Source organism: Phyllobacterium zundukense (assembly GCF_002764115.1).
In the GTDB taxonomy this organism is placed as follows: domain Bacteria; phylum Pseudomonadota; class Alphaproteobacteria; order Rhizobiales; family Rhizobiaceae; genus Phyllobacterium; species Phyllobacterium zundukense.
Genome location: NZ_CP017940.1, coordinates 1,641,039 through 1,657,922, shown reverse-complemented (window position 1 = coordinate 1,657,922; position 16,884 = coordinate 1,641,039). Strand labels below are relative to the sequence as shown.

The 16,884-nt window shown below is 57.9% G+C and carries 14 protein-coding genes; 6 read left to right on the top strand and 8 right to left on the bottom strand.

What is annotated here, in order from left to right:
- Positions 1-10: 10 nt before the first annotated feature.
- Genes BLM14_RS08205 through BLM14_RS08195 form a run of 3 tightly spaced genes read right to left on the bottom strand, consistent with a single transcriptional unit; the run spans position 11 to position 2,464 of the window.
- On the bottom strand, positions 11-607 hold the full coding sequence (locus tag BLM14_RS08205) for an anthranilate synthase component II (protein WP_099998923.1): 597 nt from the start codon (positions 605-607) through the stop codon (positions 11-13).
- Positions 604-2,010, bottom strand: a complete 1,407-nt coding sequence (gene pabB, locus BLM14_RS08200; RefSeq protein WP_099998922.1) for an aminodeoxychorismate synthase component I — start codon at positions 2,008-2,010, stop codon at positions 604-606. Before pabB ends, BLM14_RS08205 begins: the two co-directional genes overlap by 4 nt.
- 28 nt (positions 2,011-2,038) lie before the next feature.
- Entirely contained in the window at positions 2,039-2,464 is a 426-nt protein-coding gene (locus BLM14_RS08195; protein WP_099998921.1) for an Lrp/AsnC family transcriptional regulator, read from the bottom strand.
- Between the two features lie 168 nt (positions 2,465-2,632).
- Between BLM14_RS08195 and rocF the strand changes: the two genes are divergently transcribed.
- Together rocF and rocD are read left to right on the top strand one after the other, a co-directional pair.
- The gene (gene rocF / locus BLM14_RS08190; protein ID WP_099998920.1) at positions 2,633-3,622 is read left to right on the top strand and encodes an arginase; all 990 of its coding nucleotides are present in this window, start codon (positions 2,633-2,635) and stop codon (positions 3,620-3,622) included.
- Between the two features lie 24 nt (positions 3,623-3,646).
- Positions 3,647-4,855, top strand: a complete 1,209-nt coding sequence (gene rocD / locus BLM14_RS08185) for an ornithine--oxo-acid transaminase (protein ID WP_100001103.1) — start codon at positions 3,647-3,649, stop codon at positions 4,853-4,855.
- 34 nt (positions 4,856-4,889) lie between these two features.
- Here the strand turns inward: rocD and BLM14_RS08180 are convergent, their stop codons facing one another.
- From BLM14_RS08180 to BLM14_RS08170, 3 genes are read right to left on the bottom strand one after another with little or no spacing between them, the layout of a single operon-like run.
- Positions 4,890-7,334 (bottom strand): GcvT family protein, encoded by a 2,445-nt coding sequence (locus BLM14_RS08180; RefSeq protein WP_099998919.1) that lies wholly within the window; start codon positions 7,332-7,334, stop codon positions 4,890-4,892.
- Positions 7,331-9,778 carry a GcvT family protein gene (locus tag BLM14_RS08175; RefSeq protein ID WP_099998918.1) on the bottom strand — a complete coding sequence of 816 codons (2,448 nt, stop codon included), beginning with the start codon at positions 9,776-9,778 and terminating at the stop codon, positions 7,331-7,333. The genes BLM14_RS08180 and BLM14_RS08175 overlap by 4 nt, the downstream gene beginning before the upstream one ends.
- Before the next feature lie 44 nt (positions 9,779-9,822).
- A complete protein-coding gene (locus BLM14_RS08170; RefSeq protein WP_099998917.1) occupies positions 9,823-11,055 on the bottom strand; it encodes an aromatic ring-hydroxylating oxygenase subunit alpha in 1,233 nt (410 codons plus the stop codon).
- Between the two features lie 154 nt (positions 11,056-11,209).
- On the opposite strand from BLM14_RS08170, the gene BLM14_RS08165 reads away from it, so the two are divergent.
- A complete protein-coding gene (locus tag BLM14_RS08165; protein WP_162293144.1) occupies positions 11,210-12,115 on the top strand; it encodes a LysR substrate-binding domain-containing protein in 906 nt (301 codons plus the stop codon).
- On the opposite strand, the gene BLM14_RS08160 is transcribed toward BLM14_RS08165, so the two are convergent.
- Together BLM14_RS08160 and BLM14_RS08155 are read right to left on the bottom strand one after the other, a co-directional pair.
- Positions 12,102-12,593: a thioesterase family protein gene (locus tag BLM14_RS08160; RefSeq protein ID WP_099998915.1), complete on the bottom strand. Its 492-nt coding sequence runs from the start codon at positions 12,591-12,593 to the stop codon at positions 12,102-12,104. The two genes, BLM14_RS08165 and BLM14_RS08160, sit on opposite strands and share 14 nt — an antisense overlap.
- 85 nt (positions 12,594-12,678) lie before the next feature.
- The gene (locus BLM14_RS08155) at positions 12,679-13,662 is read right to left on the bottom strand and encodes a GlxA family transcriptional regulator (RefSeq protein ID WP_418314208.1); all 984 of its coding nucleotides are present in this window, start codon (positions 13,660-13,662) and stop codon (positions 12,679-12,681) included.
- Positions 13,663-13,739: 77 nt separating this feature from the next.
- Here BLM14_RS08155 and BLM14_RS08150 point away from each other — a divergent pair, with 77 nt between their 5' ends.
- From BLM14_RS08150 to BLM14_RS08140, 3 genes are read left to right on the top strand one after another with little or no spacing between them, the layout of a single operon-like run.
- Positions 13,740-14,645 carry a beta-keto acid cleavage family enzyme gene (locus BLM14_RS08150; RefSeq protein WP_099998913.1) on the top strand — a complete coding sequence of 302 codons (906 nt, stop codon included), beginning with the start codon at positions 13,740-13,742 and terminating at the stop codon, positions 14,643-14,645.
- A 4-nt stretch (positions 14,646-14,649) separates the two neighbouring features.
- The gene (locus BLM14_RS08145; RefSeq protein WP_099998912.1) at positions 14,650-15,714 is read left to right on the top strand and encodes a carnitine 3-dehydrogenase; all 1,065 of its coding nucleotides are present in this window, start codon (positions 14,650-14,652) and stop codon (positions 15,712-15,714) included.
- Positions 15,715-15,718: 4 nt separating this feature from the next.
- Positions 15,719-16,882, top strand: coding sequence for an acyl-CoA dehydrogenase family protein (locus tag BLM14_RS08140; protein WP_099998911.1), 1,164 nt, complete (start codon positions 15,719-15,721; stop codon positions 16,880-16,882).
- Positions 16,883-16,884: the final 2 nt, after the last annotated feature.

Sequence of the window (16,884 nt, the reverse complement as noted above, 5' to 3'; positions counted from 1 at the left end):
TAACGCGACATCATGACAAATTTTTCTGCTGATTGAATCGACGGGAAAGCCGCAGAAAATTGCCAAGCATCGCATGACCATATTCTGTTAACACGGATTCCGGATGGAATTGCACTCCATAGGTCGGATGGCTCACGTGGCTAACACCCATGACTTCCCCGGCCTCGGACCTCGCGGTTACCTTCAGATCGCCATTATCCTTTATGGATTCGACAATCAGCGAGTGATAACGCCCCGCTCGGAATGGACTTGGCAGGCCCTTGAATATCCCGCTTCCGTCGTGATTGATCGCGGAGGCGCGGCCGTGCATCGGCTCCCGTGCGCGAACGACCTTGCCGCCGAACACTTCCCCGATACACTGATGACCGAGACAAATACCGAGCATTGGAATCTTTCCACTCAATGTCCCGATGATATTCATGGACTGCCCGGCCTCATACGGCCCGCAGGGCCCTGGTGATAACACAATCGCTTCGGGTGCCAATTGCTCGACTTCCGCCACTGAAATCGCATCGTTGCGGATCACACGGGTGTCAACGCCGAGCTCGGCGAAATAACGCGCCACGGTAAAAACGAAGGAATCGTAGTTGTCGATGATCACGATCATGGCGCATCGCCCTGATCAAAGACTGCGAAAATACGGGCCGCCTTGTCGAGGGTTTCCTGATATTCCGCCGCGGGATCTGACAAAGCGGTGATGCCGCCGCCAGCCTGGAATACCGCCTTTCCGCCCTGAAACAGCACCGTGCGAATACCAATATTGCCGTCGAAATTGCCGTTGAATCCGATAAAGCCGATGGAACCGCAATAGACACCCCGTGCTTCGCACTCGATTTCGGTGATGATCTCCATGGCTCGAAGCTTTGGCGCACCGGTGATCGACCCGCCTGGAAACGCTGCTCTGATCAGATCCACCAAGGATTTTCCCTCTGCCAGACGTCCGGTAACCACAGAGACCAGATGATGGACGCTCGCATAGGTTTCGAGACCGCAAAGCACCGGCGTCAGCACCGAATGCGGACGGCAGACGCGGGAAAGATCGTTGCGCATCAAGTCGACGATCATCAGGTTTTCGGCACGATCCTTCTCCGATTTGAGAAGTATCTCGGCTAAACGCTTGTCTTCGTTCGGATCCGATGATCGCGGCATCGTGCCTTTGATCGGTCGCGTCTCGACTTGGTCGCCCTTCACGGAGATGAAACGTTCCGGCGAACTCGACGCGACAATGATATCACCATGATCGAGATAAGCAGCAAACGTCGCCGCGTTTCGCTTTCGCAATGCTTTGTAGAACCGCCATGGTGCGAAGGTTTTTGGCAAGTCAGCCATGAAGCGCTGGGCGATATTGGCCTGAAAGATATCGCCGTCTAGGATATATTCCACGACCTTGGCAACGGCCTGCATATACTCTTCGCGTTCAAAGTTGGACTGCCACGAAGCTCTTGGTATCCTCAAATCGTATCCCGGTTCGGAAGCCTCCCGCCCCGATTCCCGCTGGATCGTTCCCAAGAACAATTCGGATCGCTCAATACTTCGCGCTAGCCGTGCTTCGATGCTCTCCTCGGGCAAACCGGATGATATCAGCCAGGCCCGCTCGGTCTGATGGTCGAAAGCCAACACAACGTCGTAGAAATACCAGGCAGCATCCGGCATTGACCCTTGGGCCGGAGCATCGGGCTGCGGCAGACGCTCCAGCAGGCGGCCGATCTCATAGGAAAAATAACCGATAGCCCCGCCCTGGAACGGCGGAAGTTCTGGTTGGTCGTCCAGGCGATACAGATCGAGATAATGCGAGATAGCGTCTAAGGGCGGTTGGTCGAGCAGTTCGCCATTCCAGCTAGCCATGCCGTTCCGTACGACCAGTTTGCCGAAGGGGTCGGCCGCCACATAGGAGTACCGGCCGAGATTCTCGTGACGCATGGCGCTGTCGAGAAAGCTCAATCCGCCAAGCGGCTTCAACCGCTCGGCGGCCTCGACCGGCTCCAGCCATGGAATTTCACGAACGTGCAAGCGCCAATCTCCCTTTCAGCCGCTGAGATTATCCGCTCTTGCGGGTCGATAGAAGGATACTTGTCTCGGTCGAGGTGATTCCGTCAATATGCCGGATGTCGCGCAAGGTGCGGTCAAAGGCTTCCAATGTCTCCACCTCTATCTCGGCGACGATGTCCCAGCGACCGTTCGTCGTGTGCATGGCGCGGATTTCCGGAAAGCCCTGCAGGCGCCGGATGACTTTTTCTGCTCCCTGCCCGGCCACTTCAATCATGGCAATTGCCCGCACGCCGTAAATGCCGGCGCCAGCTTTCAGCGTGATCGTGAAACCCTGTATCGTTCCATCCGTCGTCAGCTTGTCGATGCGCGTTCTTACCGTCGCGCGAGAAATGCCGAGAATTGTCGCCATGGAGGAAACCGGCAAACGGCAATCATCTCGCAGCAAAGATAGTAATTTACGATCTACATCATCCATCGTCTTCCAATCTGATCAATGTGATTGAGCGAAGTGCGCATATATATGCGCATTTCTAACAGGATGCTGTCTTTTTGTCACCGCGCCGACGTGCCAATATCGCGGTGAAAACATGGTATTATTTTTTCCGGATCCTAGACCATTCAAACGCGAAAGTGGCGGTTGTTGATGAACATGCAAGGCAATTTCGAAGACACTCACAAGCAGAAGCTGACCATCATTGGTGCACCGATCGAGGAAGGCGCGGGCCGGCTCGGCGCACTGATGGGGCCTGCAGCCCTGCGCACCGCTGGCCTGATCCGCACGCTCGAAGAGCTTGGCCACCCGGTGGAAGACCGCGGTGATCTACGCCTGCCGGATGTATTGCCAGTCGTTCCGCCGGTCGCGGGCCTTGCGCATCATATCGAGAAAATCGCCGCGTGGTCGCGTATGCTGAGCGCCGAGACCTATGAGGCGATGAAACACGGCAGCTTCCCGGTCATTCTTGGCGGCGATCATAGCCTGTCCATGGGTTCGGTCAGCGGCGTTGCCCGCTATTGCGAAGAACACAACCGTGAATTGTTCGTGCTCTGGCTGGATGCCCATTCCGATTTCAATACACCGGCCACCTCGCCATCCGGAAACATGCACGGCATGTCGGCTGCGCTGCTGTGCCGCGAACCCGGGCTTGAAGGTGTCTTGGGCAACGAGCCGCATGGATTCGTCAAGCCGGAAAACCTCCACCTCTTTGGCATTCGCTCCATCGACTCGACCGAGCGCGTACTTTTGCGCGAACGCGGCATTGATGTCATCGACATGCGCAAGATCGATGAGTTTGGCATCGCCAAATTGATGCGCGGAATCATCGAGCGGGTGCAAAAGGCCAATGGCATTCTGCATGTGAGCTTCGACGTTGATTTCATCGATCCCTCACTTGCACCCGGCGTCGGAACGACTGTTCCCGGTGGCGCAACCTATCGCGAAGCACATCTCGTTATGGAAATGCTGCATGATTCCGGCGTTGTCGGTTCGCTCGACGTGGTTGAACTCAATCCATTTCTGGACGAGCGCGGCAAGAGCGCCCTGCTTCTCGTTGATCTCGTCGCGAGTATTTTCGGTCGTCAGATTTTCGACAAACCAACTCTTTCGGACCAGAGCGCAGCCGCTCTGAACGCATGAATTCGGCAATAGGAGGATATTTTGCTGCACACAGCCGCTGACCTGATCTCGACAGAATCCCGCCTTGGGGCGCATAACTACAAGCCGCTTGACGTGGTACTGGAGCGTGGTGAAGGCGTGCATGTCTGGGATATCGATGGCAATCGTTATCTCGATTGCCTGTCCGCCTATTCCGCCGTCAATCAGGGCCACTGCCATCCGAAAATTCTGAAAGCAATGACGGAGCAGGCCGGAAAGCTGACGCTGACCTCTCGCGCTTTCCGCAATGACCAGCTGGCTTTGTTCTACGAGGAACTCGCAGCGCTCACCGGTTCGCACAAGATCCTGCCGATGAACAGCGGCGCTGAAGCGGTCGAGACCGCGATCAAGGCCGTGCGCAAATGGGGCTACGAGGTCAAGGGCGTGCCGGAAAACGCCGCCGAAATCATCGTCTGTTCGAATAATTTCCATGGTCGCACAATGGGTATCGTCGGTTTCAGCACCGATCCTTCTGCACGCGAAAATTTCGGTCCGTTCGCTCCGGGTTTCAAGATCGTTCCGTTCGGCGACATTGATGCCTTTGCCGCGGCGCTGACACCCAACACGGTTGGCTTCCTGGTGGAGCCGATCCAGGGTGAAGCCGGTGTGATCATTCCGCCTAAGGGCTATTTCAGCAAGGTGCGCGAGCTCTGCACCGAAAACAACGTTACGCTCATTCTGGACGAGATCCAGACCGGCCTTGGTCGCACTGGTGCCCTCTTGGCAGAAGAGCACGAAGGCATCGAGGCTGACGTGACGCTGATCGGCAAGGCGCTTTCCGGCGGCTTCTATCCGGTGTCAGCAGTGCTTTCCAACAGCGACGTTCTCGGCGTGCTTAAGCCGGGACAGCATGGCAGCACCTTCGGCGGCAACCCGCTTGCCTGTGCCATTGCACGGGCTGCGTTGCGCGTTCTCACCGAGGAAAACATGATCGAAAACTCCCGCATCGAAGGCGAATACTTCCTGCAGCAGCTCAAGGGTATTCGCAGCAATATCGTGCGGGAAGTGCGCGGTCGCGGGCTGATGCTGGCGGTTGAGCTGCATCCGGAAGCCGGCGGTGCCAACCGCTTCTGCAACGAATTGAAAGAACGCGGCATTCTCGCCAAGGACACCCACGGTGACACGATCCGTATTGCTCCGCCGCTGGTAATCAAGCGCGACCAGATCGACTGGGCTCTGGAGCAGTTCGAGACGGTCCTGACAAGCATGAATTGAGTTGAAGGGCTGGCCGGGTCAAACCCGGCCAGTCTCACATCCTTACGCGTTCAGCCTTTGGATCGTACATCGGCTTTAATGAAGCCTCGGCCTTCACCCGCACTCCGGCGATCTCGATCTCGTAATTCGAAGCCAGAACCTGTTCCGGGTTCTCTTCCTTGCTGGGGACGTAGCCCAATCCGATCGCGCCGCCGAGATGATGGCCGTAATTGCCCGAGGTGATCGTTCCGACAATCTCCCCATCACGGACGATAGCCTCATTGTGAAAAAGCAGCGGTTCGGGATCGCTCAGGCGAAACTGCACCAGCCTGCGATCAAGTCCGGCTTCCCTCTTCTTCAGCACGGCCTCGCGGCCGATGAAGTCACCCTTGTCTGCCTTCACTGCAAAGCCAAGCCCTGCCTCCAGCACGTGGTCTTCATCGGTGATGTCGTGGCCAAAGTGGCGGAACGCCTTCTCGATGCGGCATGAGTCGAGCGTATGCAGGCCGCAGAGTTTGAGACCCAGCTCCCTGCCACCCTCCTCGATGGTTTCGAAGACATGCGCGGTCTGATCCGTCGAGACATAGAGCTCCCAGCCGAGTTCACCGACATAGGTCACGCGATGTGCCCGTGCGAGGCCCATACCGATTTCAATCTCCCGCGCAGTGCCGAAGGGATTGGCTTCGTTGGAGAAATCGTTCGGGCTGATCTTCTGGATCAGTTCGCGCGATTTCGGTCCCATCAAACACAGCACCGATTCCGCTGCGGTCACGTCGGTGATGACGACGAACTCATCCTTGAGGTGCTTGCGCATCCAGGCAAGGTCGCGCTGCAGGGTCGCACCGGGAACCACGGCAATGAAGGCTGTTTCCGATAGACGCGTGATCGTCAGATCGCTTTCGATCCCGCCGCGATTGTTGAGCATTTGCGTGTAGACGATGCGGCCTGGCTCAACGTCGAGCTGGTTGGCGCAGACCTTCTGCAGGAATGCCAGTGCGTCACGGCCTTCGATACGAATCTTGCCGAATGAAGTCATGTCGAACAGACCGACCCCATTGCGCACCGCAAGGTGTTCTTCGCGCTGGTTGTCGAACCAGTTCTGCCGCTTCCACGAATAGCGGTATTCACGCTCCTGACCTTCTTTGGCAAACCAGTTGGCACGCTCCCATCCAGCGACCTCACCGAAGACAGCCCCCCGCTGCTTAAGATGTTCATGAATTGGCGAGCGTCGGATATTGCGCGATGTGGCCATCTGCCGGTAGGGAAAGTGATCGGCATAGAGCAGGCCGAGCGTCTCCGAGACCCGCTCCTTCAGATAGCGCCGGTTCTTCTGGAATGGCTGCGCGCGGCGGATATCCACCTCCCACAGGTCGAACGGCGCTTCGCCATCGTGGATCCATTGCGCCAGTGCCATGCCGGCGCCGCCGGAAGAAACAATTCCGATCGAGTTATAGCCTGCAGCGACCCAATAGCCGCCAAGTTCCGGCGCTTCCCCAAGATAATAGCGGTCGTCGGGGGTGAAGCTTTCGGGACCGTTGAAGAATGTATGGATTCCGGCGGTGCCGAGCATCGGCATGCGATTAACGCCCATTTCGAGAATGGGTTCAAAATGCTCGAAATCTTCCTGCAACTGATCGAAACAGAAATCTTCCGAAATGCCGTTCATGCCCCAGGGCTTGGCGACCGGCTCGAAGGCGCCGAGCATCATCTTGCCGGCGTCTTCCTTGTAATAAGCGCATTCATCGGGAACGCGCAGCACCGGCAGCCGTCCCAGTCCTTCAATCGCTTCCGTGACGAGGTAGAAATGCTCGCACGCGTGCAGTGGCACGGTAACACCCGATGTCCCGGCAAGATCGCGCGCCCACATGCCTGCGCAATTGATCACCACGTCGGTCTCGATCGTGCCCCGTTCTTCACCTTGCGCCCAGGTCACACCTGTCACGCGGCCATTCTTTTTGAGAACTGCGGTGACTTTGACGTTCTCGACAATCTTCGCACCGCGCTGGCGAGCGCCCTTGGCCAGAGCCATGGCGATATTGGCCGGATCACACTGCCCGTCGAGCGGCAAATGCACCGCGCCCACCACATCCTCAACGTTAAGATGCGGATACATCTCCTTGACTTCATTTGGAGATATTTTGCGAACATCGACATCGAAGGCGCGCGCTAGCGAAGCCTGCCGGTAAATCTCGTGCTTGCGCTCTTCAGTCAAGGCAACGGTGATCGAGCCCACCTGCCGCATCCCCGTGGCGACGCAGGTTTCTGCCTCCAGCTTGACATAAAGGTCGGCAGAATACTTCGCCAGCCGTGTCATGTTCTGCGAGGCACGCAGCTGGCCGATGAGCCCAGCCGCGTGCCACGTGGTGCCGGAGGTCAATTGCTTGCGCTCCAGCAGAACGATATCGGTCCAGCCGAGCTTGGCGAGATGATAGGCGACGGAACAGCCGGAAATACCGCCGCCAATTATGACGGCGCGCGCTTTGGTGGGAAGTGAGCTCATGCGCGAATTCTCTCGTTTTTGGGATCCCAAAGCGGCTGGTCAGGATGAACGGTCGCCTTGTAACGCTCGCCGAAGATTTCCACCTCGACTTCAGTCCCCGGCTCGGTGAGTTCTGTTTTCAACATGCCAAGTGCGATCGATTTGTCGATGCGGTGGCCCCAGCCCCCGGATGTGGTTTCACCGACGATATCGCCTTGATGCCAGAGCGTCGACATATAGGGCGCGTCACAATCCCCGGCATCGACAGTCAGCGTGACGAAACGTTTCTTCACGCCTTGCTGCTTTTCGCTTTCCAGCGCGGCCTTGCCGATGAATTCCGGCTTTTCCCACTTGATGAAGCGCTCGAGGCCACTCTGTAGCGGTGTGTAGTCGGTCGAAAGATCACCCTTCCAGGCGCGGTAGCCCTTTTCAAGGCGCAGGGAATCCAATGCGAACATGCCGAAGGGCTTGATCCCATATTTCTGTCCCGCCTCCCAGACCGTATCGAAAATCGCGGCGGTGTCGGCGATCTTGGTATGCACCTCCCAGCCAAGCTCACCGGCAAAGGATACGCGCACCAACTGGCAATAGCGCCCGGCGATCCGCGTCGTCTGGTGCGAGAGCCAGGATTTCTCCAGGTCCGCATCGCAGATATCCCGGAACAGATCGCGGGCCTTCGGCCCGGTGACGATCTGGCAGGAGAAATCTTCCGTGACGTTGCCGATGCTGATTGCGCTGCCCTTCGGCAGATGGTTCAGCAGCCAATCGCGATCATGCCATTCGGCAACGCCCGCGGTGATCAGGAAGAACACATTCTCGTCGATCGCCATGATAGACATTTCGGTGACTACCCGGCCCTTGTCATCGGAGAAATAACCAAGGCCGATCCGTCCCGGCTTCGGCACGATACCGGTGATCAGCGTCGACAGCCATTCGCGGGCGCCCTCGCCGCTGACCTTGAAGCGCGAGAAACCCGGCAAGTCGAGAATGCCGACGGCGTCGCGCACGGCATGGCACTCTTCGCGGATACGCTGCTGCCACGGTCCATCACGCAGGAAGGTTTGCGTTGATTCCTCCGAAACATCGTCGCCCGGCTGCGCGTACCAGTTTGCCCGCTCCCAGCCATTGTAGGCGCCGAACTGCGCACCCAACTTGGAAATGCGATCATGGACCGGTGAGAGCTTCTTGTTGCGGCCCGCCGGCCACGTATGGCGCGGGAAGTGGATGGCATATTCGTGCCCGTAGACTTCGAGCCCCTTGGCAACGCAATATTCAGGATCGGCAAAAGCGGTGAAACGGCGCGGATCGCACGACCACATGTCCCACTCTGTCGCGCCTTCTGTCACCCATTCGGCCAGAACCTTGCCTGCACCGCCCGCCTGCGCAATGCCGAACGTGAAGACACAGGCTTCGAATGCATTGGGCACACCCGGCATCGGACCGATCAGTGGATTGCCGTCCGGGGCATAGGGAATTGGACCGTTGATGATCTTCGACAAGCCTGCGGTCCCGAGAATGGGAACCCGCGCAATGGCGTCGTTCAGATACCACTCCAGCCGCTCTAGATCGTCCGGGAAAAGCTGGAAGGAGAAATCATCCGGCATTGGATCATCGGCGGTCGCCCAATGCGCGCGGCAATTGCTCTCATATGGCCCTAGATTCATGCCGTTCTTTTCCTGCCGCAGGTAATAGGAGGAATCCACGTCGCGTAGCAGCGGCAGTTTGTGGCCGTTTTCGCGAGACCAGCCGGCAATTTCGGGAATTTCGTCGAACAGCAGATATTGATGGCTCATAACCATCATCGGCACATCGCGACCGAACAGCTTGCCGATCTCCTGTGCCCGGTAACCGGCTGCATTGACCACATATTCGCAACGTATGTCGCCCTGTGGAGTGGAGATCACCCACTCATCGTTCTCGCGGCGTGCGCCGGTGACCGGACAGAAGCGTATGATCTTCGCGCCCATGTCGCGCGCGCCCTTGGCGAGGGCCTGCGTCAATTGCGCCGGATCTATATCGCCATCGTTAGGATCGTAGAGGGCGCCTTCAAGCTCGTGCGTCGCAATGAACGGATAGCGGCCATTGATTTCATCAACGCCCAGCACATCAATATCCATGCCCTGATAGCGGCCCATGCTCTTGACCCGCTGGAACTCGCGCATGCGCTCCTTCGTATGCGCGAGCCGCAGCGAGCCGGTGACATGATAATTCATCGGGTAGTCAACCTCGGCAGCCAGACCACGATAGAGCTCGGCCGAGTAGCGCTGCATGTTCATCACTGACCACGAGGCCGAAAAGGTTGGCACATTGCCCGCCGCATGCCATGTCGAGCCCGACGTCAGCTCGTTCTTTTCAAGCAATACGCAATCGGTCCAGCCTGCCTTGGCGAGGTGATAAAGCGAGGAGACGCCGACCGCTCCGCCACCGATAATGACGACGCGCGCCGACGTTGGAAAATCAGACATACAAGGTCTCCCGTGGTCTCATGCTGCAGTGAGGACTGGCAGGATCAGGCCCGTCCGATTTCATCGAGGTACCACTGGATGTACCGCAATTCGTTATATTCCATCGGCGCAATCGGTCCCGGCACAAAGTAGTGCGAGCGAACACCGCGCGCCGTGTGTTCGATGATCGTCTTGTCTTCCGCAGTTGTCACCTTCCACAGCCAGGTCAGCTTTTTGAGGTCATAATCCTTGCCCTCTTCCGCATCGCCGCGCACCAGCCAGATCAGTTCCATCTCGCAGGTATCGACGGTTTTTGGAATGAAGCGGTAGATCATGCCGTGGTCCGGGTAGCAGACGAGGAAACTCGTACCGCCCAGGTGAATGGAAGTAACGCCGCCATCGAACTCCGAAAACCTTCCCATCAACGGGCCGACCGGCGAGCCATCCTCGCTGCCGCTCGATACGCCGTCATAGAGTGCATAGCGGAAGGTGTGGATCGCCTCCTGGCCATGCGCGGAATTCTGCCAATTGTCGCCCGTGGCGATATCAATACCAAGAGCGCAGGTGCGCTGCTCCATGCGCGCATTGAGTTCGACGATCTTTTCGGCGGGCTGTTCCAGCGCATGTGTCTGGGAATATTCCGGATGGGCCGGGCCGCAATGATAGCATTCCACGTAGTTTTCGACGGCAAGCTTCCAGTTGGCGTCGACGGGATAGGTTTCGCGGTGCGCAACCTTGGCGTCCGCCCAGCCATATTGACCGCAGGTGGTGCGAAGCGACTGCTCGATGATCGAGAAATCCAGCGGTTCGTCGGCAAAGCAGATGAAGATCAGCCCTTCCGCCACGCGCACATGCAGTTTCTTCAGGCCATGCGCACTGCGGTCGAAATCCTTGGGCATCAACCGCGCTGCACGCAGGCTGCCATCATTGGCATAGGTCCAGGCATGATAGGGGCAGACGAAGAAGCGCGCATTGCCTTTCGGCTTGGTGCAGACTTCTGCGCCGCGATGGCGGCAGACATTGAGGAAAGCATGGATCGACCCGTCCTCGTTGCGCGAAACGATAACCGCTTCGGAGTCGATCTTGAACAGTTCGAAATCCCCGGCATCGGGAATGATGCTCGCATGACCGATGCAGTGCCAATGCCGGCGGAACACCCGCTCCATATCGCGGGCATAAACATCCGGATCCATGTAGAAGGCACGGACCAGCCCATGCCCTGGCCGATGCTCCGCAATTAATTGATCGATCGTGTCCAGAGCCGGTGCAATTTCTGCAAATGCCTGTTCTGCACCCATGTCATTCTCCGAAAAAGATTGTTCCCGGACGCTTATTGTTTCTAAGACGCGTCGCAGATTAGAATGATTCCGCATTGCGCGCCGTTCAAGCGATCGTTACTCATAAAGACATGAATTATATTCACGCATCCTTTTTCGAGGTTCTGAAGCCATGATGTCAAAGCCTCGAATACCGCCGCTCGGCTCGTTGCGGGCATTCGAGGCATCGGCGCGGCTGTTGAGTTTCCGGCTCGCTGGCGACGAACTCGGCGTGACGCAATCCGCCATCAGCCATCGCATTGCCGAGCTTGAAACGATCCTGGGCGTCAAACTGTTCGAGCGTCTGCCGCGCGGCGTATCGCTGACAGATGCGGGCACTCTCTACTACCCCTATATGCGCGATGCCTTCGAAAAGATCGCGCGCGGTACGGCATTGATCAATCGGATCGGCACGACGGACGATTTGGCGCTTGAAACCTATGCAACCTTCGCCATTCGCTGGCTCATTCCGCGCCTGACCGATTTTCGCAAGTTCAATCCCAATCTCGCCATTCGCATCGGCACCAGCCAGCTCGATTGGGAACTCAATATCGACAGTTCAGACATCGGCATCATCCACACAACGCGACCGGAGCGGATGAACCTGCATTACCGGCTGCTGGTCAAGGCAGAGATGTGTCCCGTTTGCAGCCCGCAGGTGGCTGCGCGTATGGATGGTGGTTCCGGGGTAAAAGCCCTGAACAAGGTCCCGCGCCTCGCGCTATACACGGCGCCGGAAGATTGGGGCACATGGCTGGAGGCTGCGGGATTGGCCGATACAGGCCAGGCGGTAACGCTAAAGTTCGATACTTATCTTGCTGCCCTGCAATCAGCCCTCGATGGCCAGGGACTGGCCGTCGCTCCCGACTTCCTGGTGGCCGACGATCTGAAAGCGGGGCGGCTCGTTGCACCCTTCCCGCTCAAAGTCCCCCAGCCCGGCGCATGGTACATGATCTGCCGGAAGGAACGCGTGGGCGAAGCCCGAATCCGGCAATTCGAACGCTGGCTCGTCGAACAGTTCGGCGCAACTACTTCTTCTTGATACCTATTGACCGGCCAACACGTGCAGGCATGGGAAGCCTGGAATGGGCTTGCTTGTAGAACTCAAGCGTTGGCAGAATATCACCGGGAAACGGCACGACCTTGGGTCCGCTCATGTCAACGTGGAGTGACAGGACCTCCGCCGTGGCAGCGATCCAGCCATCCTTGTGCACGATCTCGTTATAGGTATGCAGGCGTTTGGCATCGAAATCGATCAACTGACTGGTGACAGTAACGATATGGTCGAGATGAATTTCCTGCACGTAACAGATATGCACCTCAGCGGTGTAGATTGTCAGTTTGCGCGCGGCGGCATATTTCGGCCCAAAGCCGAGTTCTGCAAGGAACTCGTCACCACCCCGATCGAACACAACGTTGTAATAGGCCATGTTGAGATGACCATTATAGTCGATCCACTCCTTTTCCATGGCAATCGGCGCGGATCGGTGCAGTTGACCTTGTAAATTTTCGGCTGACATTCTGGGCTCCTAGCTGGGCGGCGCGGTTATTTGATCGCGGGTTGAAACATGAAGGAGCATAGTGCTGCTTTGTCAAAAGCGACTCTCAATGAACAGGGCGGAAAGCACTGGGCGGCTTGCCCTCGAAGCTCCGGAAGGTCCGGGTGAAGGCCGCTGCGGATGAAAACCCGGTTCGCGCGGCGATATCAGCAAGCGGCGATTTCGTATCGGTGATCAGCCGCCGCGCCATCTTCAGCCGCAGGCGCAGATAATAGCGCCCCGGCCCCTCGCCGACAGCTTTTGAGAATATCTTTTCCAGACTTCGGGCGCTCAGACCGCACCGCTTCGCAATTGCACCGATGGTTAGCGGCGACTCTATATGGCTTTCCATCAACCGGATGGCCCCCGCCAGTTTCGGGTGCACATCGTCCAGCCGTCCGAGCGAAACCAGTGGTTGCGCATCATTTGACGCATGCGCCTCGTCATAGATGAATACGCTTGCCACATCGAGCGCCACCGACATGCCATAGCGCGAACGGATCAGATGGAGCATCAGATCGAAGGTCGGCGAAGCCCCGCCGCTGGTGAACACCGGGCCGTCGATGACGTAGCGATCCGGCCGGATATCCGCATCCGGGAACTCGGCCGTGAACTCCTCCATGTCTTCCCAGTGGGTGGTCGCCTTGCGCCCCGATAGCAACCCGGCCCGGCCAAGCAGCCAGGAACCGGCCTCGATACCGCCAATCATCTGGTAATTGTGAACGGCCCGGCGGAGATTGGCAGTGAAGGTAGTACGCGCAATATCGGACGTACCAAAACCACCGATAACCAAAAGCATATCGCCCTTTTCTGATGTATTGAATGAGCCGGAAACCGCGATCGGCAAGCCACAAGTGGTCATTGTCGATTCTCCATCGAGGGAGACGATCCGCCATTTGAAGAGATTGCTACCCGAAACGCGATTCGCGGCGCGCATCGGGTCGATTGTCGAGGCCACACACATAAGCGAAGCGCCACTGAAGACGAGAACGGTCACGTCCAGCGTCTTGGTGTTCGGCAAAAAGAGTGGCGATGTTTCGCTATTCATCAATTTCAATTCGTATATTGCAAAGCATCTCTTGGCAATCGGGGCATGATCACGACAACCAAAATAATGGGAGCACAGCTATGGGACTTACCCCAAATCGCGAAGTATTCATCACCTGCGCAGTGACAGGCGCGGGCGACACGACGAGCCGTTCGGACAAGGTTCCGGTCACTCCACGCCAGATCGCCGATGAATGTATCGCTGCCGCAAATGCCGGCGCCGCCATCGCGCATATTCACGTCCGCGATCCAAAAACCGGCAAGGGTTCGCGCGATATCGCGCTCTATACGGAAGTCGTCGAGCACATCAAGGCGTCCGGCGTTGACATGGTCCTGAACCTCACCGCCGGCATGGGCGGCGACCTTACCCTCGGCAGCGTTGAACAGCCAATGCCGCCCTCGCCCAATGGCACGGATATGGCCGGCGCCACCGAACGTCTGGAGCATGTTGCAAAACTTCGCCCGGAAATCTGCACGCTCGACTGCGGCACGATGAACTTCGGCGAAGGTGACTATGTCATGACCAACACGCCGGCGATGCTGAAAGCAATGGCGGCTCAGATCCAGGCGCTGGGCGTGCGTCCGGAAGTCGAAATCTTCGACACAGGCCATCTGCTTCTTGCCAAGTGGCTCTACGACCAGAAACTGCTGGACGATCCGGTCATGGTGCAACTCTGCATGGGTATTCCCTGGGGTGCGCCAGACGATATCGGCACACTGCTGGCGCTAACCAACAACCTGCCATCCAACTGGACGTTCTCGGCTTTCTCGATCGGCCGCAACCAGATGCCCTATGCAGCCATGGCAATGCTGGCGGGCGGCAATATCCGTGTCGGTCTCGAAGACAATATCTGGCTCGACAAGGGCGTTCTCGCCACAAACGGCCCATTGGTTGAGCGGGCGGTGAAAGTCGCCGAAGGCATGGGTGCAAAAATTCTCGGGCCCCAAGAAGTCCGCGAGCGCATGAAATTGACAAAGGGCTGGTGAGATTATGGCAGGTATTCGCAAGGCCGCAGCTGTCGGCGGCGGTGTTATCGGTGCGGGTTGGGTAGCGCGCCTTCTTCTCAACGGCGTAGATGTCTCGATCTTCGATCCTGATCCGGAAGCAGAGCGCAAAGTCAGCGAGGTGATGAAGAATTCTCGCCGCGCCTATAAGACCATGCTGCCGGATGGATTGCCTAAGGAAGGCAAGCTGACCTTCGCCAAGTCTATTCAAGAGGCCGTTGCCGGCGCCGACTTCATCCAGGAAAGCGTGCCGGAACGGCTCGACCTGAAGCACAAGGTTCTGGCGGAAATCGACAGGCACGCCGCGGTCGACGCGATCATCGGTTCATCGACATCCGGCATCCTGCCCTCCGACATGCAGACAGCCATGAAACATCCGGAGCGGCTGGTCGTCGGCCATCCTTATAACCCTGTCTATCTGTTGCCGCTGGTCGAAATCGTCGGTGGCAAACTGACATCGCCGGAAGCTCTTGAAAAAGCCCGCGAACTCTATGCCTCAATCGGCATGAAGCCAGTGGTGATCCGCAAGGAAATCGAAGCCTTTGTCGGTGACCGTCTGCTTGAAGCGGTCTGGCGCGAGGCGCTTTGGCTGATCAAGGACGACATCACCACCGTCGAAGAACTCGACGACATCATGCGCTATTCGTTCGGCATTCGCTGGGCGCAAATGGGCATGTTCCAGGTCTATCGCGTCGCCGGTGGCGAAGCAGGCATGCGTCACTTCATTGCCCAGTTCGGCCCGTGCCTGTCTTGGCCCTGGACCAAGCTGATGGACGTGCCGGAACTAACCGAAGAATTGGTCGACAAGATCGCCAACCAGTCCGACGAACAGGCGCATGGCCTGTCCATTCGTGAACTCGAGCGCATCCGCGATGACAATCTGGTTGCCATTATGGAAGCCCTCTCCCGCCAGAACAAGGGCAAGGGCTGGGGCGCTGGCGCGCTCTACAAGGACTACACCAAGCGCCTGTCGAAGCTGGCACAGAAGCCAGCCATATCCAAAGCTGCTGAGAAGGCAAAAACCAGCAAGCCCAAGAAAAAGAAAGGCTAACGCCATGGAATTCGGTCTTTCGGAGGAGCAAAGGCTGATCGTCGATACGACCCGTGCCTTTGTCGAGAACGAACTCTACCCGCACGAAGCGGAAGTTGAGCGCACGGGTATCTTGCGCAAGGAACTTGCCGAGGAACTGAAGCAGAAGGCTATGGAGGCTGGGCTTTATGCAGCAAACATGCCGGAATCCGTAGGCGGAGCAGGTCTCGATACGGTGACATGGCTGCTCTATGAAAAGGAGCTGGGCCGCGCCAATTATGCGCTGCACTGGACCTGTGTCGGTCGTCCGTCGAACATCTTGCTTGCGGGTACCGATGCGCAGAAGGAAAAGTACCTTTTTCCGTGCATCCGCGGTGAAAAGTCCGATTGCCTGGCCATGACGGAACCGGGTGCCGGTTCCGACCTGCGCGGCATGAAGGCGACAGCCGTCGAAAAGGGTGGCGACTGGGTCGTCAACGGTACGAAGCACTTCATCAGCCACGCGCTTGAAGCGGATTTCGTCATCCTCTTCGTCGCCTCCGGCGAAGAGGACACGCCGCGCGGCAAGAAAAAGAAGATCACTGCCTTCTTCGTCGATAAAGGCCATCCCGGCATGACCATTCGCGAAGGTTATCGCAACGTCTCGCATCGCGGCTATACCAATGCCATCATCGAGTTCGACGATTGCCGTCTGCCGCAGGATGCGATCCTTGGCGAAGTGCACAAGGGTTTCGAAGTCGCCAACACCTGGCTCGGCGCAACACGCCTGCAGGTGGCAGCGACATGCCTTGGCCGCGCCGAGCGGGCGCTTGGCCACGCCATCGAATATGCGGCCCACCGCCAGCAGTTCGGCCAGCAGATCGGCAAATTCCAGGGCGTATCCTTCAAACTGGCGGATATGGCGACGGAATTGAAAGCCGCGGATCTGCTTACCTTCGAGGCGGGCTGGAAATTCGACCAGGGCACGGTGACTGATCAGGACATGGCGATGGCCAAGCTCAAGGCGACCGAGATGCTGGCCTTCGTCGCCGACGAGGCGATCCAGATTCACGGCGGCATGGGGCTGATGGACGATCTGCCGCTCGAGCGCATCTGGCGCGACGCCCGTGTCGAGCGCATCTGGGAAGGCACATCCGAAATCCAGCGGCACATTATTTCCCGCGCCCTGCTCCGCCCGCACGGCGCGTGACG

Bases quoted from the DNA above. Each gene is read 5' to 3' on its own strand.
- BLM14_RS08160 (WP_099998915.1), bottom strand. From the start codon at position 12,593: ATGTCAGCCGAAAATTTACAAGGTCAACTGCACCGATCCGCGCCGATT.
- BLM14_RS08195 (WP_099998921.1), bottom strand. From the start codon at position 2,464: ATGGATGATGTAGATCGTAAATTACTATCTTTGCTGCGAGATGATTGC.
- BLM14_RS08175 (WP_099998918.1), bottom strand. From the start codon at position 9,778: ATGTCTGATTTTCCAACGTCGGCGCGCGTCGTCATTATCGGTGGCGGA.
- BLM14_RS08150 (WP_099998913.1), top strand. From the start codon at position 13,740: ATGGGACTTACCCCAAATCGCGAAGTATTCATCACCTGCGCAGTGACA.
- BLM14_RS08205 (WP_099998923.1), bottom strand. From the start codon at position 607: ATGATCGTGATCATCGACAACTACGATTCCTTCGTTTTTACCGTGGCG.
- rocF (WP_099998920.1), top strand. From the start codon at position 2,633: ATGAACATGCAAGGCAATTTCGAAGACACTCACAAGCAGAAGCTGACC.
- BLM14_RS08140 (WP_099998911.1), top strand. From the start codon at position 15,719: ATGGAATTCGGTCTTTCGGAGGAGCAAAGGCTGATCGTCGATACGACC.
- BLM14_RS08165 (WP_162293144.1), top strand. From the start codon at position 11,210: ATGTCAAAGCCTCGAATACCGCCGCTCGGCTCGTTGCGGGCATTCGAG.
- BLM14_RS08180 (WP_099998919.1), bottom strand. From the start codon at position 7,334: ATGAGCTCACTTCCCACCAAAGCGCGCGCCGTCATAATTGGCGGCGGT.
- BLM14_RS08145 (WP_099998912.1), top strand. From the start codon at position 14,650: ATGGCAGGTATTCGCAAGGCCGCAGCTGTCGGCGGCGGTGTTATCGGT.
- BLM14_RS08170 (WP_099998917.1), bottom strand. From the start codon at position 11,055: ATGGGTGCAGAACAGGCATTTGCAGAAATTGCACCGGCTCTGGACACG.